We start from the raw sequence: 21,078 nt of genomic DNA, 5'->3' as shown, positions 1-21,078 counted from the left end.
GGGAGCGAAGGGTTGAAACTGACGGTCGTCGGGGGCGGGTCCACCTACACCCCCGAGCTGGTGGACGGGCTGGCGCGTCTCCGCGACGCGCTCCCGGTCACCGAACTGGTCCTGGTCGACCCGGACGAGGACCGGCTCGTCCCGGTCGGCGCGATGTCCCGGCGGATGCTGGCCCGCGCCGGGCACCCCGCCCGGGTCGTCACCACCGCCGACACCGCCGCCGGGGTCGCGGGCGCGGACGCGGTCGTGATCCAGCTGCGGATCGGGGGGCAGGCCGCCCGCAGGGTGGACGAGACGCTCCCGCTCGCCTGCGGCTGCGTCGGCCAGGAGACGACCGGCGTCGGCGGGCTCGCCAAGGCGCTGCGCACCGTCCCGGTCGTCCTCGACCTGGCCGGGACGATCGCCGAGCACGCCCCGGACGCCTGGATCGTGGACTTCACCAACCCGGTCGGGATCGTCACGCGCGCCCTCCTGGACGCGGGGCACCGCGCGGTCGGGCTGTGCAACGTCGCGATCCACGTCCAGCGGCGGCTCGCGGCGCTCCTGGACGTCCCGCCGAACGCGGTCGAACTCGGGCACGCCGGGCTGAACCACCTCACCTGGGTGCGCTCCGCGTTCGTGGACGGCGCCGACCGCCTCCCCGAGCTGCTCGACGGGAACCTGCCCGCGCTGACCGACATCTCCAACCTGCCGGGCGATCTGCTGCACCACCTGCGCGCCCTGCCGTCCTACTACCTCAGCTACTACTACGAGCACGACCGGATCGTGGAACGGCAGCGCAACGGCACGCCGCGGGCCGAGCAGGTCGCGGCCGTCGAACGGGAACTGCTCGAGCTGTACGCCGACCCGTCCAACGACACCCGGCCCGCGCAGCTGTCCGAGCGCGGCGGGGCGTTCTACTCGGAGGCCGCCGTCCATCTGCTCGCCGCCCTGCTCGGCACGCCCGGAACCGCCGAGATCCCGGACGTGCAGGTCGCGAACGTCCGCAACAACGGGACCCTCCCGTTCCTGCCCGACCACGCGGTGATCGAGGTCCCGGCGCGGATCACCTCCAAGGGTCCGCTGCCGCTGCCCGTCCCGCCGCTGGAACCCCTCTACGCCGGGCTCGTCGCGCACGTGTCGGCCTACGAGGAACTCGCGCTGGACGCCGCCCTGCACGGCGGCGTCGAACGCGTCCGCACGGCCCTGCTCGCCCACCCGCTCGTCGGGCAGGACGGCCCGGCCGACCGGCTCGCGGCCGACCTGGTCGCCGCCAACCGCGCCCACCTGCCCTGGGCGGCGCGGTGAGCCGCGCCCTCGTCGCGGTGGACGGCGGGAACAGCAAGACCGACGTGCTGGTCGCGGGCACCGACGGCACCGTCCTGTCCGCCGTCCGCGGCCCCGGCTACCGGCCCCACGAGAGCGGCTTCGACCGCGCCGTCGACGGCGTCGCCGCCCTCGTGGGGCGGGCCCTGGCCGACGCGTCCGCTCCCCCGGTCGCGGTCGTGTCGGCGTACATGGCCAACGTGGACCTGCCCGACGAGGAGCGCGCCCTCGTCAAGGCCCTGCGCGACCGCGGCTGGACCGACCGCGTCACCGTCGGCAACGACACCTTCGCGCTGCTCCACACGGGGGCGCGGCGCGGCTGGGGCGTCGCCGTCGTGTGCGGCGCGGGCATCAACTGCGCGGGCGTCGCCCCGGACGGCGCGAGCACCCGGTTCCCGTCGCTCGGCGCGCACACCGGCGACTGGGGCGGCGGCGGGACGCTCGGCGAGGCGGCGCTCTGGCACGCCGTCCGCGCCGAGGACGGACGCGGCCCCGCCACCGCCCTCAGCGCCGCCGTCGCCGCGCACTTCGGCGCCGCGACCGCCCTGGACGTCGGCGTCGCGCTGCACGTCGGCGACATCCACCGCGACCTGGTCCTGTCCCTCACCCCGGTCCTGATGGACGTCGCGGAGGCGGGCGACCCCGTCGCGCTGGCGGTGGTGGACCGGCAGGCCGAGGAGGTGGCGGTGCTCGGCACGGTCGCGCTGCGCCGCCTCGGCCTGCTGGACCGTCCGGCCGAGGTGGTGCTCGGCGGCGGCGTCCTCAGCGCCCGCCGCCCGCCGCTCATGGAGGGCGTCGAGCGCCGCTTCGCCGAGAGCGCCCCGCACGCCGAGCTCGTCGTCGCGGACGCCCCGCCCGTCCTCGGCGCGGGCCTGCTCGCTTTGTCCGAACTCGCCGCCGACGCGTCCGGACCGGACGGCCCGGACGACCTCGACGCGGCCCGGGAACGCCTGCGCGCGGCATGCGCGGAGCACTGGCCGCCACCGTCCGGGAACATTCCCGAAGAAAGTTGATCAAGAGCCCGAACCTCGCGCCGTCCCGCGGCGTCACACACGTCACCAGAGGCGGCGCGGGGGTCGGCCGGGGACGATCGGGGGCGCTCCGCCCGCTTCTGGACAGCCGAGAGAAGGACCTGGATACTCACAGCCATGGACGGTCAGCCCTCGTTTCCGGTGCGGGCGTCGGACACAGACCGCGACCAGGTCCTGCGCGCGCTCGGTGACCGGCTGGCCGAGGGACGGATGTCCCAGGACACCTTCGAGCGCCGCGTCGAGCAGGTCCTCCAGGCGCGCAGCCGCGCCGAACTGGACGACGCCGTGCGCGACCTGCCGCCCACCAGCCGCGTGGTCGGCCGCATCACCGGCCTGGTCTCCACCGTGTCGCAGGTGACCGCGCGGATCGAGGCGGCCTGGCGGGCGCCCCGGCTGCCGCGCTTCACCCTCCCCGACGGGGGCCTCACCCGCATCGTCATCGGACGCGCGCCGGGCTGCCAGTTCGTCCTGGCCGACCTGACGGTGTCCCGCTTCCACGCCGAGCTGTACCGCGCCGGGGAGGGCTGGATGGTGTCCGACCTCGGCTCGATGAACGGCACCCGGATCAACGGCTGGCGTCTCACCGGGCCCGCCCGCGTCCGTCCCGGCGACGAGATCGGGTTCGGCAACCTCAACTTCATCGTCGCCCTCCCCTGACCCGCCGCCGGGACGAACGGCCCTGACGACCGCCTAACCGAGCCGCCTATCCGATCAGCCGGGCAACTTCGTGGCGCCCGTGGGCGCCTTGTCGGTCCACCCGGTCTGGACGATCGCCGACCAGCTCATGACGGTCCCCTTCGGGAGCGGGGCGCGCCCGCCGGTGGAGATGTCGAGCGTGGCGAGCAGCCGGCCCGTGGACGGGTCGAAGACGATCCCGCTCTCCATCCGTCCCGGCGTCGGCCCCAGCGCCCCGGACCTGGGCTTGGGCCCGGGACCCTCGACCGTGACCTCCACGCCGGGACGCCCCAGCGGGTCCTTCACCTGCCCGACCATCCGGGCGTCCGGCAGCGCGGCGAGCATCCGGTAGGCCGCCGCGCGGACCTGCGCGCTGACCGGCTCGACCACCAGCATCCGGCCGACGGTGTTCAGCAGGTACTGGGAGTCGCTCTCCCAGTCCTGCCGGTTCCGCATGTTGGCGTCCGGGTGTGCCAGAAGGTACCGGCGGAGCCCCTCGGGGTCGGCCGGGAGCTTCCGCACCTGCTCGAGCGACCCGTCCGGGAAGGCCGCGTTGAACGCGGTCTCCTCCTGGTGGGTCTGCCAGGGGGTCGTCCGGGTGTCCAGGTCGCGTTTGTCGGCGCGCCACCGCGACGGGGACCCGTCGCGCTTCCACGCCTCGACGTCCTTGGCCTCGGCCGGGCGCGCGCCGAGCCTCCGGTCCGCCGAGTAGTGCGTCGTGGTGCCTCCGCGACCGGCCTTGGTCTGCGCGTCCGTCCGGCGCGGGCTGCGGGCGTTCGTCCAGTCCCTGATCTCCGAGAGCTCCTCGACGACGTACGGACCGGCCTTGCCGGTGACCTGGACCCGGTTCCCGTACTTGACCTGGGTCAGCCAGAAGGCGCTCTGCTTCCCGGACGTCCCGGGCGCCCCCGCGGGCCCGGGGGTCCGGGCGGACGAGTCGGCGGCGGCCAGCAGGACCTGCCGGGCCGACGCCGGAGCCTTCCCGGAGGGCCCGGACGGACCGGACCCCTCACCCTGGTCGACCACGACGAGGGTGACCGCCGTCGCGGCGGCGGCCAGGCCGAGGCCAAGACCGGAGAACGCCCAGCGTCCCCGGGGAAGGCGGCGGCGCGAACCGCCGGTCGCCCGCTGGCGGGCCCGGGCGACGACGCGGGCCGAGGGCGGCGCGGGCTCGTCGAACAGCTCGCGGACCGACTGCAGTTCATCCATTGCGGGGTCCTTCCTGAACAAGCATGGGGTCGACCCCGCCCAGCGCCTCGCGCACCTTCCTGCGCGCCCTGCTGAACCGGGAACAAACGGTGCCGTACGGGATGTCGAGGGCCTGCGCGACCTCGTCGTAGCCGAGACCGGCGAGGACGACCAGCAGCAGCACGTCCCGGTGGTCGGCCGACAGGTCGCCGATGGCCCGCGCCAGCCGTCCTCGCACCCGCTCGGCGCTGACCTGGGCGGCGACGCGGTCCTCGTGCCCGTCGGCGACGCCGTCGTCGCCGAGCCGGCCGAGGGCCCGGAACTTCCTGGCCTCGGCGCGCCGGTGCTTGGCGACCAGGTTGCTCGCGATGCCGTACAACCAGGGGCGCGCGCTGTCCCGGGACACCTCGAAGGACGTCCGGCGGCGGAACGCGGCATGGAAGGTCTCGGACGCGATGTCGTCGGCGGCGTCGGTGTCGAGCCGCCGCGCGACGTACCGGTGGATCTCGGCGAAGTAGGCGTCGAAGATCTCGCCGAACCGCTCGGGCTCGTTCCAGGACCGCCGGATCACCGCGCCGTCGTCCCTCCCGAGCCCGGCCCGGACCTCGGGGAACACGTCGGGCGGGACCTGGGGCGGCGCGTGGGGAGGGGCGGCCACAGGGGGTTCCTTCATCTGTTGCCTCGTCTTCGGGCGTGGAGGGTTGTCACCCCTTCTCCCCCGCACCCCGCGGTCCCCTTCCATGCTCTTTTCCACCGCCGACGAACCTTGGGACTACAATTAGTGATGCGCTGGTTACATTATGAGGTTGCCGGGTATCTGTCGGGAGAGCGGTCCCAAGGGGGGACCGAGTGCAGAACGGGGAGCTTTCTGTCATGCTCAAGGCCACGATCCTGACCGCTGGCGCGGCCACCGCCATCTTCAGCGCCCTTCTGGCTGCCCCAGCCCAGGCGGCTCCTGCCACCAGCCAGGCCGGCGCCGGCCGAGGCACCTGCGACAACACCGAGGGCAACGGCCTGCTGGGTCTCGCTCTCCTCAACTTCAACCAGAACGACTGCGACACGTACATCGAGGACAGCTTCAACAACGACTACGACTACGGCGGCTACCACGGTCACCACGGTCACCACCACCACTACTGGGACTGGTGACGGAACCCTCGCCGAGCCGGCGGCCCGCACAGGGCCGCCGCCGGCGATGCGAGCGTCCCTGATCTGACCAGGGAAGCGTTCCAGGCCCAACGGCTCGCCCGTTGGGCCTGTCGCATGACCGGGCATCGCATGACCGGGCATCGCACGGGCGGGCGTCGCACGGGCGGGCATCGCATGGGCGGGCGCGGGATCGCCTGACACCCGTCCGTCCCGGAAAGCGCCGAAGCGGGCGGCCCCTGTGTCGGGGGCGCCCGCTTCGGACGGTGCCTGGGTCGGGCGAGGCCCGGTCAGACGGTGCCGGCGCGGTAGACCACGAACGACACCGCGATGTACTGCAGCACGTACGCGGCCACCGTGAAGGCGTGGAACACCTCGTGGAACCCGAACCAGCGCGGCGACGGGTCCGGACGGCGCAGCCCGTAGACCAGGCCGCCCACGCTGTACAGGACGCCGCCGAGCGCCACCAGGACCGCCACGCCCACACCGGTGCCCCTGATGAACTGCGGCACGAAGAACGCCGCGACCCATCCCAGGCCGATGTACAGCGCCGTGTAGAGCCAGCGCGGCGCGCGCACCCACAGCACCCGGAACAGCACGCCCGCCACCGCGCCCGCCCACACCACCGACAGCACCAGCGCACGGACCGCGCCGTGCAGGATCAGGTACGCGAACGGCGTGTAGGTGCCCGCGATGATGAGGTAGATGTTGGCGTGGTCGAAGCGGCGCAGGACGTCCTGCACCCGCTCGGACCAGCGGCCCCGGTGGTAGGCCGCGGAGACGCCGAACAGCAGCGTCGAGGTCAGCGTGTAGACCGCCGCGCACAATCGGGCCGGCAGCGTGGGACCGAGCGCGACCAACGCGATCCCCGCGAGCAGGGCCAGCGGGAACGTTCCCGCGTGCAGCCAACCGCGCAGCTTCGGCTTGACCGCTCCGGCGATCTCGGCCGCACGACGCATCGCACCCTCCCTCGATGTCCCGGCGCCCGCCGCCGGATCGTCCGGCGGGCCTCCCGGGTTGTGGTTACGGAACCGTAGGTTTCATAACCTACGCCACCGTAGGTTTCTGTGTCGGACGCCTGGGAGTGAATCGTGGCACATCGGGGCGGATCTCGCGCGGGGGCCATGTGGGCGCGGGAAGGTTCGCGATGATCCCGGGAGGTGGCGGCCCCTTGGCCGCGCGCCTTGACGTTGTAAGGTTCGCACCGGGACGGCCGGAACGGGCCGTCCCTCCGACAGCAGGAGGAGAACGCCATGCGGATCGGGTTCGCCGTGCCGGTTTCGGGCGCCTGGGCCACGCCCGCCAACCAGGTGGAGGTCGCCAGGCGCGCCGAGGACCTCGGCTACCACTCCCTCTGGACGCTCCAGCGGCTGCTCAACCCCGCCGACTCCCCCGACCGGACCTACCGGAACGTCTCGGACCCGCTGGTGACGCTCGCCTACCTGGCCGGGCTGACCGAGCGGATCCGGCTCGGCGTCGCGATCGTCAACCTGCCGTTCGTCGCTCCCCCGCTGCTGGCCAAGCAGGCCGCCACGCTCGACCACGTCTCCGGCGGACGCCTCGACCTCGGCCTCGGCACCGGCTGGATGCCCGCCGAGTTCGCCGCCGCCGGAACCCCGATGGCCCGCCGTGGCGCCCGCGCCGAGGAGTTCCTCGCGGTCCTGCGCACCCTCTGGACCGACGAGGTCAGCGAGTTCCACGGCGAGTTCTACGACTTCCCGCCCGTGGTCATGGAGCCCAAGCCCGTCCAGAAGCCGGGCCCGCCGGTGCTGCTGGGCGGCGGAGCCGAGGCCGCGCTGCGCCGTGCCGGACGGCTCGCCGCGGGCTGGGTCAGCTCGAGCCGCGCCGACCTCGGCGACCTCGGCCGTTCCATCGGGATCGTCCGCGAGGCCGCCGAGAAGGCCGGACGCGACCCCGGCGAGCTGCGCTTCGTCTGCCGGGGCGCGGTGCGGATCCGTCCGGACGCCGCGTCCGGCCCGGACCGTCCGCCGCTCACCGGCACCCTCGACCAGGTCCGCGACGACTTCGGACGGCTCGCCGGGCAGGGCGTCACCGAACTGTTCGTCGACCTCAACTTCGACGCCTCCCTCACCGGCCCGGACGCCGACCCGGCCGCGTCCATGGACCGCGCCCGGGAGGCCCTCGAGGCCTTCGCCCCGAATCCCTGACCCGTGCTCTTCGTGCCCGCCGCGCGGTGCGGCCGGATGGCGTCCACGCCCTGACCGCACCGCAGATGTCCGCTGCGGGGCGGGCGGTCAGTCGCCGAGGTGAGCCTGGAAGAAGGCGACGGCGCGGTCGATGGCGGGGTCGACGTACCGGGCGTCGTCGTAGAGGTCGATGTGGTTGCCGGTGTCGAGGACGACGAGGTCCTTCGGACCGGGGAGCGCCCCGTGGGCGGCCTCGGCGTCGGTGACGGGGATCGCCTGGTCGCCCTTGCCGTGCACCACGAGCGTGGGGGTGGTGACGAGCGGCAGGTAGGCGTCGACGTCGAGGGTCAGCTCCTGCAGCACCGACAGGGCGGTGCAGCGGTTCTCCCAGCCGGGCCGGGCTCCGCGCTCGGTGCCGTAGTACTCGAACGGCTCGGGGCCCGGGTTGCCGGCGGGCATGCCCTCGGGGTTGATCGCGGGCCAGTACTCGAGCTCGCCCGTCTCGGACTGCCGCTGCGCGATCCGGGCGAACTCGCCCATGAGCCCGGCGAAGTTGTCGGCGCCGAACCGGTCGCGGATGACCTTGGGGTTGTTGTACGCGGCGGCGATGAGCGCCAGCGCCCCGACCCGCGGGTCGAACGCGGTCAGCTGGGTCGCGTAGATGCCGCCCAGGCAGACCCCGCAGACCGCGACGCGCCCGGCGTCGACGTCGTCCCGCGCGGCCAGGAAGCCGACCGCGTCGCGCAGGTCGTCGACCTTGGCGGTGGCGTCCTCGTGCTGACGCGGCTCGCCCTCGCTCTCACCCCAGTTCCGGTGGTCGAAGGCGAGCGCCGCGAGGCCCCGCTCGGCGAACTTCGCCGCGTACAGCCCGGTCACCTGCTCCTTGACGCCGGCGAACGGCCCGGTCAGCACCACCGCGGGCCAGGGGCCTTCGCCCTCCGGCAGGTGCAGGTCGCCGCTCAGGCGGAATCCGCCGCTGGTGAAAGTGATCTTCTCGATGGGCATGGGTGTTCCTTCGGGGGGGATGGCCGGGAGACCCGGTCTCAGGAGATTCTCGAGAGTTTGTCGGGGTTGAGCACCGCGAAGATGCCGTGGATGCGGCCGTCGCGGACGTCGAAGGTGATGATCTGGTGCTGGCCGCCCATTTCGGCCCGCAGGGCCGGTTCGCCGTTGGCCTCCACGACGCGCGCCTCCTCGAGGGGATAGCGCTCGACGAGGCCGGCGATGAAGGCCAGCACGTTGTCGAAGCCGACGATGGGCCTGAGCGCCGCGCGGACCTTGCCGCCGCCGTCGTTCCAGGCCGTGACGTCCTCGGCGAGCAGGTCGGTGAGGACGCTCAGGTCGCCGCTCTGGGCCGCCTCGAGGAAGCGGCCGACCAGTTCGGCGTGGTCGGCGCCGGACGGATGGAACCGGTCGCGGCCGCCGGCCAGCTTGCCTGTGGCGCGGTGGTGGTGCTGGCGGCAGGCGGCCACCGGGACGTCGAGGATGCGGGCGATCTCGTCGTAGGGGAGGTCGAAGCCCTCCCGCAGGACGAAGACGGCCCGTTCGGGCGGGCTGAGCCGCTCCATCATGTGCAGGGTCGCGTACGACAGGGTGTCGCGGAGCTCGGCGGTGTCGAGCGGGCCGAGCCCCGCCGCCGCGACCGGCTCGGGCAGCCACGGGCCGACGTAGGCCTCGCGGGTGACCCGGGCCGACCGCAGCTGGTCGAGGGCGAGCCGGGTCACCACGGTGACGAGGAAGGCGCGCGGCTCCTCGACGGTGGCGGTGTCGGCGACGCCCGTCCAGCGGACGTAGGCGTCCTGCACGATGTCCTCGGCGTCCCACATGCTGCCCAGCAGCCGGTATCCGAGCCCGAGGAGAAGCGGGCGGTACTGTTCGAACACGTCGGTCTCATCCGGCACGCCCGGACCCCTTTCCAAGATCGTCGCGAGTGTAGGGGGCTGCGGTCCTTCCGTGAGGTCTTCGCGGGCATGCCCGCGAGAACCGTGGCCGTCACGCCGCCACAGGGACGTCGCGCAGTTCGGCGGCGAAGCCGTCCCGCCAGGAGGGGTGCCGGGGACGCCAGTCCAGCCGAAGGCGGGCGCGGGTGTTGTCGGCGCCGCGCAGCCGGGTCATGTAGGCCACGCCCCAGCCGCCGACGGCGAGCCTGGCGAGCGCGGCCGGGGCCTTCCCGGGGGCGGGGGCGCCCAGGATCCGGGCGAGGCCGGGCAGCCACTCGGCGACCGGGGCGGGCTCGTCGTCGACGACGTTGAGGACGCCGGTGACGTCCTTGTCCAGGGCGGCGGTGACCGCGGTGGCCACGTCGCCCGCGTGGGTGAAGGAGAACACCGCACCGCCGCCGCCGACGACCGGCATCTTGCCCGCGCGCACCTGCCGGACGAGCGAACCGTCCGAGGCGAAGACCGAACCGGGTCCGTAGAGGTGGCCGAGGCGCAGCACCAGGCCGCCCGCGCCCACGGTGACGCGCTCGAGCTCGCGCAGCGCGTCCAGCACCGGCACGAACTGCTTCGGGGTGTGCTCGGCCCACAGCGGCGCGTCCTCGTCGGCCGCGCCCTCGCCGGGCTGGTAGGCGTAGGCCAGGCCCTGGGCGATGATCCGGTCGGCCCCGGCCGCCCGGGCCGCGTCGACCAGGTTGCGGGCGCCCTCGGTGCGCAGCCGGTTGGTGAGCGCGAAGTCCGCGGCCAGCCGGCGGGGGTTGAGGTCCGCGGGGATCGCGGTGAGCATGTTGACGACCGCGTCGGGCCGGGCGTCGCGGACGGCCCGGATCAGGCCGTCCCGGTCCAGCGCGTCGGCCGTCGCGACCTCGGCTCCGGCGGCCCGCAGCGGACGGCCCGCCTCGGCGGACCGGGCCAGCCCGATGACGTCGTGTCCCACCGCGCCCAGCACGGGGACGAGCCTGCTGCCGATGACCCCCGTGGCTCCGGCGACGAGAACTCGCATGATCGCTCCTGTGTGCCCGCGGCCCGGGATCGTCCGGGCCGCTCCGTCTGATGGCAACAGGACGGGCGACCGCGTCCCGATGTGACAGAACCCGATGTGTCCTGCGTCACATCGGGTTCGACGGCCGCTCCGGGGGCGTCACAGGGAGGGGCGGCGGCCTTCCCAGGGGGTGCTGAGGCAGACGGTGGTGCGCGTCGCGACGTTCGCCGCGGCGCGGATCTTCTGGAGGAGGTCCTCCAGCTCGTTCGGCGAGGCCACCCGGACCTTCAGGATGTAACTCTCGTCACCCGCCACCGAGTGGCACGCCTCGATCGCCGACAGGTGGGCCAGCCGGTCGGGCGCGTCGTCGGGGGCCGCGGGGTCGATCGGCTTGATGGAGATGAACGCGGTCATCGGCAGTCCGGCCTGCTCGTGGTCGAGCTGCACGGTGAAACCGCGGATCGCGCCGCGGCGCTCCAGCCGGCGCACCCTCTGGTGCACCGCCGACACCGACAGCCCGGTCTCCTTGGCCAGGTCGGTGAAGCTCATCCGGCCGTCGTCGGCCAGCAGGCCGAGGATCTGGCGATCGATATCCTCCACCGGACGAATCTAGCGCGCCCGCTCACCGCCGCGCGATCCGATACCCCTCCGGAACGGTCCATCCGGGAAGGTCCGGGCCAGCGGGGCCTCCACAACGGCCCCCGTGGGGGGGGTTCTCAGTGCCGGGCGCGGTCGCGGCGGGACGGGGCCGGGCCGCAGGAGCCGCGGACGATCAGCTCGGTCGGCAGCAGCACCGGACCGGACGGGCCGCGCCGGACGGTGCCGCGCGCGGCGAGCTCGCAGGCGCGGTGGCCGATGTCGCGGGCGGGACGGTTCACGGCGGTCAGCGGCGGGTCGGCCAGCTCGGCCCAGGCGATGTCGTCCACCATCGCGATCGACAGGTCGGCCGGGACGCGCAGGTCCAGCTCGCGGGCGACGAGGACGGCCGCCTCCCCCGGCAGGTGCCCGGAGGCGAGGACGGCCGTCAGGTCCGAGCGGCGCTGCAGGAGCCCGGCCGCCGCGGCGTAGGCGCTGTCGCGGGTCGGGCGGGCGCGGGCGACGAGGTCGTCGTCGACCGGGACGCCGAGGGCGGAGAGCGCGGCGCGGAAGGCGTCCTCGCGGACGTCCGGCGGGGTGCCGGGCGCGGGCGCGCCGAGGAACCCGACGCGCCGGTGCCCGAGCCCGACCAGGTACTCCACGGCCGAGCGGATCCCGGCGGCGTCGTCGGCGAGCACGGCGGGGACCGTCCCGCCGCCGTCCCGGCAGGACGGCACGCGGCCGACGTACACCAGCGGCACCCCCGTGCGGACGAACCCGCTCCACGGGTCGCCGATCCCGGACGGCACCGCGATCACGCCGTCCACGCGCTGCTCGGCGAACCGGTCGGCGATCTCGGCCTCGCGGGCGGGGTCGCCGAGCGTCGCGTCCAGCAGGACGTGCTGGCCGAGGGTGCGGGCGCAGTCGAGGACGCCCGCGACGACGTCGGCGCAGAACGGGTCGGTCACGTCCGGGACGGCGAGGCCGACGCCGCCGGTGCGGCGGGTCTTGAGGCTGCGGCCGACGGCGCTCGGGTGGTAGTCGAGGTCGCGCGCGGCGGCGAGCACGCGCTCGCGGGTCGCGGCGCCGACCGCGCCGGTGCCGGAGAACACGCGCGAGACGGTCGCGATGCCGACCCCGGCCGCCGCCGCCACGTCCTTGATCGTCGCCGCCACCACGCTCCCCTCCCCGCCGGAGGGGTCCCGTCCGCCCGGCTCGCCCCATGCTGCCACGAACGACCCTTTTCTGGAAACGTTTCCATGATGTTGAATCCGGTTCCAGCCCTGAAAGCCCAGGTGGCGAAGGGTCACTGGAAACGTTTCCAACGAAGGGGGCCGGGATGGCCAGGATCGCGCTCGAGGGCGTCGACAAGGTGTACGCGGGCGGCGTCAAGGCCGTCGACGGACTCGACCTGGAGATCGCCGACGGCGAGTTCATGGTGCTGGTCGGCCCGTCCGGCTGCGGGAAGTCCACCGCGCTGCGCATGATCGCGGGCCTCGAGGAGATCAGCGGCGGCACGGTGTCGATCGGCGAGCGCGTGGTCAACGACCTCGCGCCGAAGGACCGCGACATCGCGATGGTCTTCCAGAACTACGCCCTCTACCCGCACATGACGGTCGAGCAGAACCTCGCGTTCGGCCTGAAGCTGCGCGGCGTGTCCAAGGAGGAGCGGCGCAAGAAGGTGCTCGAGGCCGCCAAGATGCTCGGCCTCGAGCAGTTCCTCGACCGCAAGCCCGCCGCCCTGTCCGGCGGCCAGCGCCAGCGCGTCGCGATGGGCCGCGCGATCGTCCGGCAGCCGCAGGCGTTCCTCATGGACGAGCCGCTGTCGAACCTGGACGCCAAGCTGCGCGTGTCCATGCGCGCCTCGCTGAGCCAGCTGCACGCCAGCCTCGGCGTCACCACCGTGTACGTCACCCACGACCAGGTCGAGGCGATGACCCTCGGCACCCGCGTCTGCGTGCTGCGCGAGGGCAAGCTGCAGCAGGTCGACACCCCGCAGCGGCTGTTCGACCACCCCGTGAACCTGTTCGTCGCGGGGTTCATCGGCTCCCCCGCGATGAACTTCGTGGAGGCCGAGCTCGTCCGCGGCGACGGCGGCGCGCAGGTGCGGTTCGCCGGGTTCTCCCTGCCCGTGCCCGCTGAGCTGCTCTCCGGGCGCGAGGGGCTGGAGTCCTACTTCGGCGAGAAGGTCATCCTCGGCATCCGCCCGTCGGACTTCGAGGACTCCGGGCACGCCAAGGAGGACTGGGCCTCGATCACCGTCACCAGCACCGTCACCGAGGAGCTGGGCAGCGAGATCAACGTCATCTTCACCATCGACGCCCCGCCGGTCGAGCACAAGGACACCGCCGACCTGGCCGAGGACGCCGCCGACGGCGAGGGCGACGGCGCGATCCCGCTGACCGACAACAAGGCCCTCTGGACGGCCCGGGTGAACTCCCGCTCGCACGTCCGGCCCGGCCAGACCGTCGAGCTCGCGATCGACACGACCCGCCTGCACTTCTTCGACCCGGCGAGCGGCCTGGCCATCGGCCACGAGTCCGCGAAGAACGTCGCCGCGGACACCGAGGTCGAGGACGACGTCCCCGCCTGACCCTTCCGAGGCCCCGAACGGCCGTCCGCTTCCCTTCCCGGGGAGGCGGACGGCCGTTCGCTTCTGTCCAGGGTGCGGTGACCGGTGACCGCGCGGACGAACGGTGCTTTCGCGCACGTTCGAAGTGGGCCACCACACCGGAACCGCCGGGGCGCGGGCACCGTGTCCGCCCGCGCGGCGGGTATGCCGCACCAGCCGCGTCCGCCATCGCGGAAGCCGTTGGCAGGGGCCGTGACCAGCGCGAACCCGCGAAGAGGGTCGTCTGGTGAGAGTTGACATCAGGTCCTCTCGGAGGCCCGGACCGTCCGTCCGGACGTCCCGGCGTCGTCGGCGTCCACGGCCCCGATGTCACCCCGTCCGCCCGCGCCCCACTTGCGCGGGCCGCCGCGACCACCAAGGATGGAGGGATTGATCACCAGGTCCCGGACAGGAAGGCGGCCCGTGCCCGGCACCCTGCTCGCCATCAGTGACCTGCACGTCGGACACGCCGCGAACCGCGAGCACCTGACGGCGCTCACCCCCGACGACCCCGAGGACTGGCTGATCGTCGCGGGTGACGTCGCCGAGCGCGCGGACGACGTCGAGTGGGCGCTCGGCACGCTCGCCGAGCGGTACGCGACCGTGGTGTGGGCTCCCGGCAACCACGAACTGTGGACGCCCCGGAACGATCCCGACCAGCGGCGCGGCGAGGAACGCTACCTGCACCTGGTGGACGTCTGCCGGAGGCTCGGCGTCCACACGCCCGAGGACCCGTACCCGGTGTGGCGGGGCGAGGGCGGCCCGGTGCAGCTGGTGCCGCTGTTCCTGCTGTACGACTACAGCTTCCGCCCGGACGGCGCGTCCACCAAGGACGAGGCGCTCGAGATCGCCTACCGGTCCGGGATCATCTGCACCGACGAGTACCTGCTGCACCCCGACCCGTACCCGACGCGGGACGACTGGTGCCGGGCCCGGCTCGCCTACTCCGAGGAACGCCTCGCCGCCCGCGGCAGCGACCTGCCGACCGTGCTCATCAACCACTGGCCGCTCGTCCGGGAGCCCACGCGGGTGCTGCGCTACCCCGAGTTCGCGCAGTGGTGCGGGACGGACCGGACGGCCGACTGGCACCTGAAGTACGACGCGGCCGCCGTCGTGTACGGCCACCTGCACATCCCCCGGACGACCGTGTACGACGGCGTCCGGTTCGAGGAGGTTTCGGTGGGCTACCCGCGCGAGTGGAAGAGCCGCGGCGGGCCCGCCCTTCCGCGCCCGGTGTTCCCCGCCGCCCGCTCCTGACCGACGTCGGCCGCCCGCCGGACGTCCGGCGGCCCCTTCGTCAGGCGGGGTGTGCCATGGCAGCGCGCGCCGGAAGGCGCCCGGCGTTGTGGTCGGCCACGAGCTGCCGGACGGTCTCCCGCGCGCAGGTCTTGTTGGTGCCGATGAAGCCGGTCGGGCCGCGCTTGATCCACCCCGTCACATAGACGCCGGGGACGGCGGCGCCGGTGCAGGGATCGACGACCCGGCCCTTGTCGTTCGGGACGATCGCGCGCCGCTCGTCGAACGGCAGGTCCGGCAGCGGCCGGGCGCGGTAGCCGATCGAGGAGAGCACCAGTCCCGCTTCGAGGTGCTCGGTCTCGCCTGTCGGGACGGCCTCCTCGCCGCGCAGGTCGTTGCGGGTGAACGTGACGCCCGTGCCGGTGATCTCGGCGGGGCTCAGCAGGTAGCGGAGGATGACGCGCTTCCCGGCGGTCGGCTCGTGGCCGAGCGCGCGGATCGTCCGGTGCTTCGGGGACGCGTCGTCCAGGCCGACGAGATCGCCTGGAGGAACGACCACGTCCACGGCCGAGCCGAGCCCGACCAGTTCGGCCAGGGTGAACGCCGAGTGGGCGGGGCCGCGGCGGCCGACGACCACGACCTCCTCGATCGCGCTGGTCCGCAGGACGTCCAGGGCGGCGCGGGAGATCGTCGTCCCGAGCAGGGCGTCCGGCGGTGTCGTGAGGATGCGGGCCACGTCGAGCGCCACGTTGCCGTTGCCGACGACGACGGCCCGGCGGTGCGAGAGGTCGAACCGGTGGTGGGCGTGGTCGGGGTGGCCGTTGTACCAGGCCACGAACTCGGTCGCGGTCGCGACGCCGGACGCGCCGGGGACGTCCAGGCGGCGGTCGGACGACGCGCCCGTCGCGTAGACGACCGCGTGGTGGTCACGGAGCAGGTCGGCGTGGGTGACCCGGTCGCCGACCGCCACGCCCAGGTGCAGGTGGAAGCCGTCCTCGCGGGAGATCCGGTCGAAGACCTCGGTGACCTGGCGGGTCTTGGCGTGGTCCGGGGCGACGCCCATGCGGGCCAGGCCGTAGGGCGTGGTCAGGCGCTCGTAGACGTCCACGCGCGCGCCCGGGATCGTGAGGATCTCGTCGGCGGCGTACATCGCGGACGGCCCGGACCCCACGATCGCCACGCGCAGCGGCTCGCGGACGGTCACCTCCAGGGGCTTCTCGTGCGGGGCGAGGATGGTCCGGCGCCGGCGTCCGTCCTTGTAGAAGTCGGCGTTGATCTCGAGGAACGGCAGCTGGGTCTCGTCCAGCCTGGTGTGCGGCCTGATCGCCTCGACGGGGCACGCGGTCACGCAGGCCCCGCAGTCCACGCAGGCCACGGGGTCGATGTAGAGCATTTCCGCGGTGGCGAAGTCGGGTTCGTCCGGGGTGGGATGGATGCAGTTCACCGGGCAGGCGTGGACGCACGAGGCGTCGTTGCAGCAGGACTGCGTGACCACGTGGGGCATGGAGGAGTTCTTTTCCGATCAGGCGGCGGTCAGGCAGGAAGGCAGGGTCAGGCGGCGGTGCGGGCGGGGCGGTGCGGCTCGCCGCGGTGCCGGGACGGCCGTCCGTCGATCTTCAGGGCCTTCCACACCCGGGTGGCGACCGGGTTCATCAGGCCGAGTTCGTCCGCCAGCATCCGGACGTCGCCGAAGTAGCCGCGCATGATCTCGCGGGAGGCCGGGCTGTCCCAGAACGCCTCCTTCATGACGGAGCGCGGGATGCCGAACCGCTTCTCCAGGTCGCGCGGCGGAGACATGATCGCACCGGCCAGCCAGCGCATGACCACCGGGTAGACCAGGGACGTCGCGCCCTTCCCGACCCGTCCCTGCCGCTTCACCTTGTCGTGCAGGAAGCGGTGCGCGAACGAGATGTGCCGCGCCTCCTCGGCGATGTGGATCTCCATCGTGCGGAGCACCGCCGGGGGCAGGTCGTCCTCGCCGCGCAGGACGGCCTCCTTCTGGAAGTGGTCGATCGGCTCCTCGCCCGCCAGGATGCCGATGAAGAACAGGACCGGCAGGTAGGCGGCCAGATGCCAGAAGTGCGAGGTCACGCGGTAGTCGGCGCGCATCCCGGGGACCGCGAGGCCGGTCCGGTTGACCAGCTCCTGGAACATCTGGATGTGGTTGCACTCCTCGGTCATCTCGTGGAGGCAGTAGCGGAACTCGGGCGTCCCGTTCGGCAGCCGCATCGCGTACTGCATCATCCCGCGGATCAGGACGCTCTCGAACTGGAGCCCGACCTTCTGGATGTTGGCGACCCGCCACATCCCGATCTCGATCCGCCGCCGCTCCGGCTGCGCCTTGTACCAGGGGTGCGCGCCGAGCGGGTCGCAGTCGGGGAGGATCCAGCGCGGGTCGTCCGGGTCGATCCGGAACTCCGGGGCGTCCCAGTCGATGTCGAGGTAGGGGTCGAAGCGGCGCGCCACCGAGCCCTCCGACAGGACGCGCAGGGTGTCCCCGTACTCCGGGTCGATGTCGTGCCGATGGGTGTGGTCCTGATCGATCGTCGCCATGACCGCCTCCGTCCCCCCGATCTCGTTTACAGTTCGTGGGTCGACTGTAAGTACCCGATCACTTGCAGGTCAAGAGAGGAAGATCGTCCGAGCGCGGTGATGTGGGACACTCGGACCGGGCGGACGGAGCGAGGGGAGACCGGGTGCGCGGGCCGCACGGCGAGGCGTCCGAGGCGACGCCCGAGACGGCGTCCGAGACGACGAGGCGGGCATCCGACGGGGTGCGGCCGACGGCCGCCGACATGCGGCAGCGGATCCTGGACGCCGCCGCCGACTGCCTGATCGAGGGCGGGTTCGCCTCGGGGCGCATCCTGTCGGCGATCGCCCGCAAGGCGGGGATCTCGCGTCCGACGCTCTACAAGTACGGCGGGACTGTCGAGGACATCCGGCACGCCCTGGTGCAGCGCGAGCTGACCCGGTTCCTGGACGCGCTGGCCCCCCGGCTGGAGGCCATGACCTGGTCCGCCGACTACGCCACCGACCTGCTGGCCTTCGTGGTCGGCTACGCCCGCGGGCACACCCTGCTGAACGCCGCCCTGCGCGACGTGCCCGAGATCGTCCTGCCCGAGTTCACCCTGAACGCCGCGGGCCCGATCCGGCGCATCGCCGAACTGGCCGAGCCGATCGTCGGCAAGCACGTCGAGGCGGGACGCATCCCGCCCGTGGACGTCACGCTGCTCACCGACGCCCTGTTCCGGATCACCCTGTCGATCGTCCTGATCCAGGGGCCCTACGACTTCGACGACCCCGAGATCCTGCGCGCCTACCTGCGCAGCTCCCTCGGGATGATCGCCGAACTCTCCTGAAACAACCCAGGGAGGGCAAAGTTCTCGTGCTTGTCCGCCTCATTGTCTTGAACTGTTCAGGTTTGTGCGCGTAGGTTGTCCGGTATGAGCGCACCGCAGCCTCGGACGACCGCCGAAGACCTGCGCGGCGCCGGCCTCCGGGTGACGGCCGCGCGCGTCGCGCTGCTCGAGACCGTCCGCACCGGTGACCACCTCGGAGTCGAGGCGCTCGCCTCCGGGGTCCGCGACCGGGTCGGGCACATCTCCCTCCAAGCCGTCTACGAAGCGCTGCACGCGCTCGCCGCCGCCGGGCTCGTCCGGCGGATCGAACCCGCCGGGCACCCGGCGCGGTTCGAGGGACGCGTCGGCGACAACCACCACCACGTCGTGTGCCGCACGTGCGGCGCCGTCGCCGACGTCGACTGCGCCGTCGGGCCCGCGCCGTGTCTCGCCCCCTCCGACGGCCACGGCTTCGCCATCGACGAGGCCGAGGTCACCTTCTGGGGCACCTGCCCCTCATGCTCCCCCGCTCAGAGTTCCTCATCGGTCCAGATCCCGAAGGGCGGCCATCATGGCTGAGAATCAGAACACCAGCGGAGAATGCCCCGTCGCGCACACCCGCGCGGCGCACCCGACCCAGGGCGGTGGCAACCGCCAGTGGTGGCCGGAGCGGCTCAACCTGAAGATCCTCGCGAAGGACCCCGCCGTCGCCAATCCCCTCGGCGACGACTTCGACTACGCCGAGGCGTTCGGGACGCTCGACCTCGCCGAGGTCAAGCGCGACATCGCCGAGGTGCTGACCACCTCCCAGGACTGGTGGCCCGCCGACTTCGGCCACTACGGCCCGTTCATGATCCGGATGGCCTGGCACAGCGCCGGCACCTACCGGATCCACGACGGACGCGGCGGCGCGGGCTCGGGGCAGCAGCGCTTCGCGCCCATCAACAGCTGGCCCGACAACGCCAGCCTCGACAAGGCGCGGCGGCTGCTGTGGCCGGTGAAGAAGAAGTACGGCAGCGCCATCTCCTGGGCCGACCTGATGATCCTCACCGGCAACGTCGCGCTCGAGTCGATGGGCTTCCAGACCTTCGGCTTCGGCGGCGGACGCATCGACGCGTGGGAGGCCGACGAGGACGTCTACTGGGGCCCGGAGACCACCTGGCTCGGCGACGAGCGCTACACCGGCGACCGTGAGCTCGAGGACCCGCTGGGCGCCGTCCAGATGGGCCTGATCTACGTCAACCCGGAGGGTCCCAACGGCAACCCCGACCCCCTCGCCGCGGCCCGCGACATCCGCGAGACGTTCCACCGGATGGCGATGAACGACGAGGAGACCGCCGCGCTGATCGTCGGCGGCCACACCTTCGGCAAGACCCACGGCGCGGGCCACGCCGACCACGTCGGCCCCGCGCCCGAGGCCGCGCCGATCGAGCAGCAGGGCCTCGGCTGGAAGAGCACCCACGGCACCGGCGTGGGCGCCGACGCCATCACAAGCGGCCTCGAGGGCATCTGGACGAACACCCCGACCCAGTGGGACAACTCCTTCCTGGAGATCCTCTACGGGTACGAGTGGGAGCTGTTCACCAGCCCCGCGGGCGCCCAGCAGTGGCGGCCGAAGGACGGCGGCGGCGCGGGCACCGTGCCCGACGCGTTCGACCCGGACAAGCGGGTCGCGCCGACGATGCTCACCACCGACCTGTCGCTGCGCGTCGACCCGGTGTACGAGCAGATCACCCGCCGGTGGCTGGACCACCCGGATGAGCTCGCCGACGCGTTCGCGCGCGCCTGGTACAAGCTCACCCACCGCGACATGGGCCCGGCCGTCCGCTACCTCGGCCCGGAGGTGCCGGACGAGGAGCTCATCTGGCAGGACCCGGTCCCGGCCCGTGACCACGAGCTGATCGACGACGCGGACGCGCGCGACCTCAAGGCGCGGATCCTCGCGTCCGGGCTGACCGTCCCGCAGCTGGTGTCGACGGCGTGGGCGTCGGCCTCGTCCTTCCGCGGCAGCGACAAGCGCGGCGGCGCGAACGGCGCCCGTATCCGGCTCCAGCCGCAGGTCGGCTGGGAGGTCAACGAGCCCGACAAGCTCACCCCGGTGCTGGGCGCGCTGGAGGGCGTCCAGGAGTCGTTCAACTCCGGCCGGGCGGACGGCAAGAAGGTCTCGCTGGCCGACCTGATCGTCCTCGCTGGCGCGGCGGGCGTGGAGAAGGCCGCCAAGGACGCCGGGGTCGAGGTCGAGGTGCCGTTCACCCCGGGCCGCACCGACGCCTCCCAGGAGCAGACCGACGTCGAGTCGTTCGTGAACCTGGAGCCGCCGGCGGACGGGTTCCGCAACTACCTCGGCAAGGGCCTGCGGCTCCCCGCCGAGTACCTGCTGCTCGACCGCGCGAACCTGCTGACGCTGAGCGCGCCGGAGATGACCGTCCTGGTCGGCGGCCTGCGGGTGCTGGGCGCGAACTTCAAGGACGCGCAGCTCGGCGTCCTCACCGAGGCGCCCGGCACGCTGACGAACGACTTCTTCGTCAACCTGCTCGACATGGGCACCGAGTGGAAGTCCACCGGCGACGAGAACCTGTTCGAGGGCCGCGACGCGCAGACCGGCAAGGTCCGCTGGACGGGCAGCCGCGTCGACCTGGTGTTCGGCTCGAACTCCGAGCTGCGCGCCGTCGCCGAGGTGTACGCCAGCGACGACGCCAAGGAGAAGTTCGTGGCGGACTTCGTCAAGGCGTGGGCCAAGGTCATGGACCTCGACCGCTTCGACGCCCGCTGACCCAAACCTGAAAAAGAACGGCGTCCGGGGCACCCCGCCCCCGGGCGCCGTTCCTCTTGGGAACGTGAGCCCAGAGCTCTGAGCCCGCCACAGCTTCTGCCGGGCCCAAGGTCCAGGTTCTGTCTTCATAGCC

General features: G+C 73.0%; 21 protein-coding genes. 10 read left to right on the top strand and 11 right to left on the bottom strand.

Going from position 1 to position 21,078, the window contains the following annotated elements; genetic code table 11:
* The first annotated feature begins 12 nt into the window (after positions 1 to 12).
* The 3 genes from P696_RS0102780 (at position 13) to P696_RS0102770 (ending at position 2,993) form a co-directional block, all read left to right on the top strand.
* Complete coding sequence (locus P696_RS0102780) at positions 13 to 1,287, top strand: family 4 glycosyl hydrolase (protein ID WP_026411138.1); 1,275 nt, start codon at positions 13 to 15, stop codon at positions 1,285 to 1,287.
* The gene (locus P696_RS42810) at positions 1,284 to 2,318 is read left to right on the top strand and encodes an N-acetylglucosamine kinase (RefSeq protein ID WP_051466656.1); all 1,035 of its coding nucleotides are present in this window, start codon (positions 1,284 to 1,286) and stop codon (positions 2,316 to 2,318) included. Before P696_RS0102780 ends, P696_RS42810 begins: the two co-directional genes overlap by 4 nt.
* A 135-nt stretch (positions 2,319 to 2,453) precedes the next feature.
* Positions 2,454 to 2,993 (top strand): FHA domain-containing protein, encoded by a 540-nt coding sequence (locus tag P696_RS0102770; RefSeq protein WP_026411137.1) that lies wholly within the window; start codon positions 2,454 to 2,456, stop codon positions 2,991 to 2,993.
* Positions 2,994 to 3,047: 54 nt separating this feature from the next.
* Here P696_RS0102770 and P696_RS0102765 read toward each other — a convergent pair whose 3' ends face one another.
* Together P696_RS0102765 and P696_RS0102760 are read right to left on the bottom strand one after the other, a co-directional pair.
* The gene (locus P696_RS0102765; RefSeq protein ID WP_026411136.1) at positions 3,048 to 4,220 is read right to left on the bottom strand and encodes a CU044_5270 family protein; all 1,173 of its coding nucleotides are present in this window, start codon (positions 4,218 to 4,220) and stop codon (positions 3,048 to 3,050) included.
* Positions 4,213 to 4,857 carry an RNA polymerase sigma factor gene (locus P696_RS0102760; protein WP_245627473.1) on the bottom strand — a complete coding sequence of 215 codons (645 nt, stop codon included), beginning with the start codon at positions 4,855 to 4,857 and terminating at the stop codon, positions 4,213 to 4,215. The genes P696_RS0102765 and P696_RS0102760 overlap by 8 nt, the downstream gene beginning before the upstream one ends.
* Positions 4,858 to 5,048: 191 nt before the next feature.
* Between P696_RS0102760 and P696_RS0102755 the strand changes: the two genes are divergently transcribed.
* Positions 5,049 to 5,348 carry a hypothetical protein gene (locus P696_RS0102755; protein ID WP_157429479.1) on the top strand — a complete coding sequence of 100 codons (300 nt, stop codon included), beginning with the start codon at positions 5,049 to 5,051 and terminating at the stop codon, positions 5,346 to 5,348.
* A gap of 287 nt (positions 5,349 to 5,635) precedes the next feature.
* On the opposite strand, the gene trhA is transcribed toward P696_RS0102755, so the two are convergent.
* Positions 5,636 to 6,304 (bottom strand): PAQR family membrane homeostasis protein TrhA, encoded by a 669-nt coding sequence (gene trhA, locus P696_RS0102750; RefSeq protein ID WP_026411133.1) that lies wholly within the window; start codon positions 6,302 to 6,304, stop codon positions 5,636 to 5,638.
* 294 nt (positions 6,305 to 6,598) lie between these two features.
* Here trhA and P696_RS0102745 point away from each other — a divergent pair, with 294 nt between their 5' ends.
* The gene (locus P696_RS0102745) at positions 6,599 to 7,513 is read left to right on the top strand and encodes a TIGR03619 family F420-dependent LLM class oxidoreductase (RefSeq protein ID WP_026411132.1); all 915 of its coding nucleotides are present in this window, start codon (positions 6,599 to 6,601) and stop codon (positions 7,511 to 7,513) included.
* Positions 7,514 to 7,600: 87 nt separating this feature from the next.
* Here the strand turns inward: P696_RS0102745 and P696_RS42805 are convergent, their stop codons facing one another.
* From P696_RS42805 to P696_RS0102720, 5 genes are all read right to left on the bottom strand, one after another.
* Complete coding sequence (locus tag P696_RS42805; RefSeq protein WP_051466651.1) at positions 7,601 to 8,497, bottom strand: alpha/beta hydrolase; 897 nt, start codon at positions 8,495 to 8,497, stop codon at positions 7,601 to 7,603.
* 38 nt (positions 8,498 to 8,535) lie between these two features.
* Positions 8,536 to 9,393, bottom strand: coding sequence for an RNA polymerase sigma-70 factor (locus P696_RS0102735; RefSeq protein ID WP_026411131.1), 858 nt, complete (start codon positions 9,391 to 9,393; stop codon positions 8,536 to 8,538).
* Positions 9,394 to 9,484: 91 nt separating this feature from the next.
* Entirely contained in the window at positions 9,485 to 10,432 is a 948-nt protein-coding gene (locus P696_RS0102730; protein WP_026411130.1) for an NAD-dependent epimerase/dehydratase family protein, read from the bottom strand.
* A 138-nt stretch (positions 10,433 to 10,570) separates the two neighbouring features.
* The gene (locus P696_RS0102725) at positions 10,571 to 11,011 is read right to left on the bottom strand and encodes an Lrp/AsnC family transcriptional regulator (RefSeq protein ID WP_026411129.1); all 441 of its coding nucleotides are present in this window, start codon (positions 11,009 to 11,011) and stop codon (positions 10,571 to 10,573) included.
* Between the two features lie 116 nt (positions 11,012 to 11,127).
* The gene (locus tag P696_RS0102720; RefSeq protein WP_245627472.1) at positions 11,128 to 12,219 is read right to left on the bottom strand and encodes a LacI family DNA-binding transcriptional regulator; all 1,092 of its coding nucleotides are present in this window, start codon (positions 12,217 to 12,219) and stop codon (positions 11,128 to 11,130) included.
* Between the two features lie 107 nt (positions 12,220 to 12,326).
* On the opposite strand from P696_RS0102720, the gene P696_RS42800 reads away from it, so the two are divergent.
* A complete protein-coding gene (locus P696_RS42800; RefSeq protein ID WP_051466650.1) occupies positions 12,327 to 13,580 on the top strand; it encodes an ABC transporter ATP-binding protein in 1,254 nt (417 codons plus the stop codon).
* 278 nt (positions 13,581 to 13,858) lie between these two features.
* On the opposite strand, the gene P696_RS55595 is transcribed toward P696_RS42800, so the two are convergent.
* A complete protein-coding gene (locus P696_RS55595) occupies positions 13,859 to 13,996 on the bottom strand; it encodes a hypothetical protein (RefSeq protein WP_157429478.1) in 138 nt (45 codons plus the stop codon).
* Positions 13,997 to 14,021: 25 nt separating this feature from the next.
* On the opposite strand from P696_RS55595, the gene P696_RS0102710 reads away from it, so the two are divergent.
* Positions 14,022 to 14,855, top strand: a complete 834-nt coding sequence (locus tag P696_RS0102710) for a metallophosphoesterase family protein (RefSeq protein WP_026411127.1) — start codon at positions 14,022 to 14,024, stop codon at positions 14,853 to 14,855.
* A gap of 40 nt (positions 14,856 to 14,895) precedes the next feature.
* Here the strand turns inward: P696_RS0102710 and P696_RS42795 are convergent, their stop codons facing one another.
* The gene (locus P696_RS42795; protein ID WP_034482759.1) at positions 14,896 to 16,338 is read right to left on the bottom strand and encodes an FAD-dependent oxidoreductase; all 1,443 of its coding nucleotides are present in this window, start codon (positions 16,336 to 16,338) and stop codon (positions 14,896 to 14,898) included.
* 47 nt (positions 16,339 to 16,385) lie between these two features.
* On the bottom strand, positions 16,386 to 17,387 hold the full coding sequence (locus P696_RS0102700; RefSeq protein WP_051466646.1) for an AurF N-oxygenase family protein: 1,002 nt from the start codon (positions 17,385 to 17,387) through the stop codon (positions 16,386 to 16,388).
* Positions 17,388 to 17,530: 143 nt separating this feature from the next.
* Here P696_RS0102700 and P696_RS51960 point away from each other — a divergent pair, with 143 nt between their 5' ends.
* The 3 genes from P696_RS51960 (at position 17,531) to katG (ending at position 20,945) form a co-directional block, all read left to right on the top strand.
* Complete coding sequence (locus tag P696_RS51960) at positions 17,531 to 18,193, top strand: TetR/AcrR family transcriptional regulator (protein WP_051466644.1); 663 nt, start codon at positions 17,531 to 17,533, stop codon at positions 18,191 to 18,193.
* 84 nt (positions 18,194 to 18,277) lie between these two features.
* The gene (locus P696_RS0102690) at positions 18,278 to 18,751 is read left to right on the top strand and encodes a Fur family transcriptional regulator (protein WP_026411125.1); all 474 of its coding nucleotides are present in this window, start codon (positions 18,278 to 18,280) and stop codon (positions 18,749 to 18,751) included.
* On the top strand, positions 18,744 to 20,945 hold the full coding sequence (gene katG / locus P696_RS0102685) for a catalase/peroxidase HPI (protein ID WP_034482758.1): 2,202 nt from the start codon (positions 18,744 to 18,746) through the stop codon (positions 20,943 to 20,945). Before P696_RS0102690 ends, katG begins: the two co-directional genes overlap by 8 nt.
* Positions 20,946 to 21,078 lie beyond the last annotated feature (133 nt).

The sequence above is a fragment of the Actinomadura oligospora ATCC 43269 genome (assembly GCF_000518265.1).
Lineage (GTDB): Bacteria > Actinomycetota > Actinomycetes > Streptosporangiales > Streptosporangiaceae > Spirillospora > Spirillospora oligospora.
Note: the sequence above shows the minus strand (reverse complement) of the source record. Positions and strands in the feature narration are given on the sequence as shown.

Coding starts and splice junctions, on each gene's coding strand:
- P696_RS0102770 (WP_026411137.1), top strand. CDS start 2,454: ATGGACGGTCAGCCCTCGTTTCCGGTGCGGGCGTCGGACACAGACCGC.
- P696_RS0102765 (WP_026411136.1), bottom strand. CDS start 4,220: ATGGATGAACTGCAGTCGGTCCGCGAGCTGTTCGACGAGCCCGCGCCG.
- trhA (WP_026411133.1), bottom strand. CDS start 6,304: ATGCGTCGTGCGGCCGAGATCGCCGGAGCGGTCAAGCCGAAGCTGCGC.
- P696_RS0102745 (WP_026411132.1), top strand. CDS start 6,599: ATGCGGATCGGGTTCGCCGTGCCGGTTTCGGGCGCCTGGGCCACGCCC.
- P696_RS42805 (WP_051466651.1), bottom strand. CDS start 8,497: ATGCCCATCGAGAAGATCACTTTCACCAGCGGCGGATTCCGCCTGAGC.
- P696_RS0102730 (WP_026411130.1), bottom strand. CDS start 10,432: ATGCGAGTTCTCGTCGCCGGAGCCACGGGGGTCATCGGCAGCAGGCTC.
- P696_RS42800 (WP_051466650.1), top strand. CDS start 12,327: ATGGCCAGGATCGCGCTCGAGGGCGTCGACAAGGTGTACGCGGGCGGC.
- P696_RS42795 (WP_034482759.1), bottom strand. CDS start 16,338: ATGCCCCACGTGGTCACGCAGTCCTGCTGCAACGACGCCTCGTGCGTC.
- P696_RS0102700 (WP_051466646.1), bottom strand. CDS start 17,387: ATGGCGACGATCGATCAGGACCACACCCATCGGCACGACATCGACCCG.
- P696_RS0102690 (WP_026411125.1), top strand. CDS start 18,278: ATGAGCGCACCGCAGCCTCGGACGACCGCCGAAGACCTGCGCGGCGCC.
- katG (WP_034482758.1), top strand. CDS start 18,744: ATGGCTGAGAATCAGAACACCAGCGGAGAATGCCCCGTCGCGCACACC.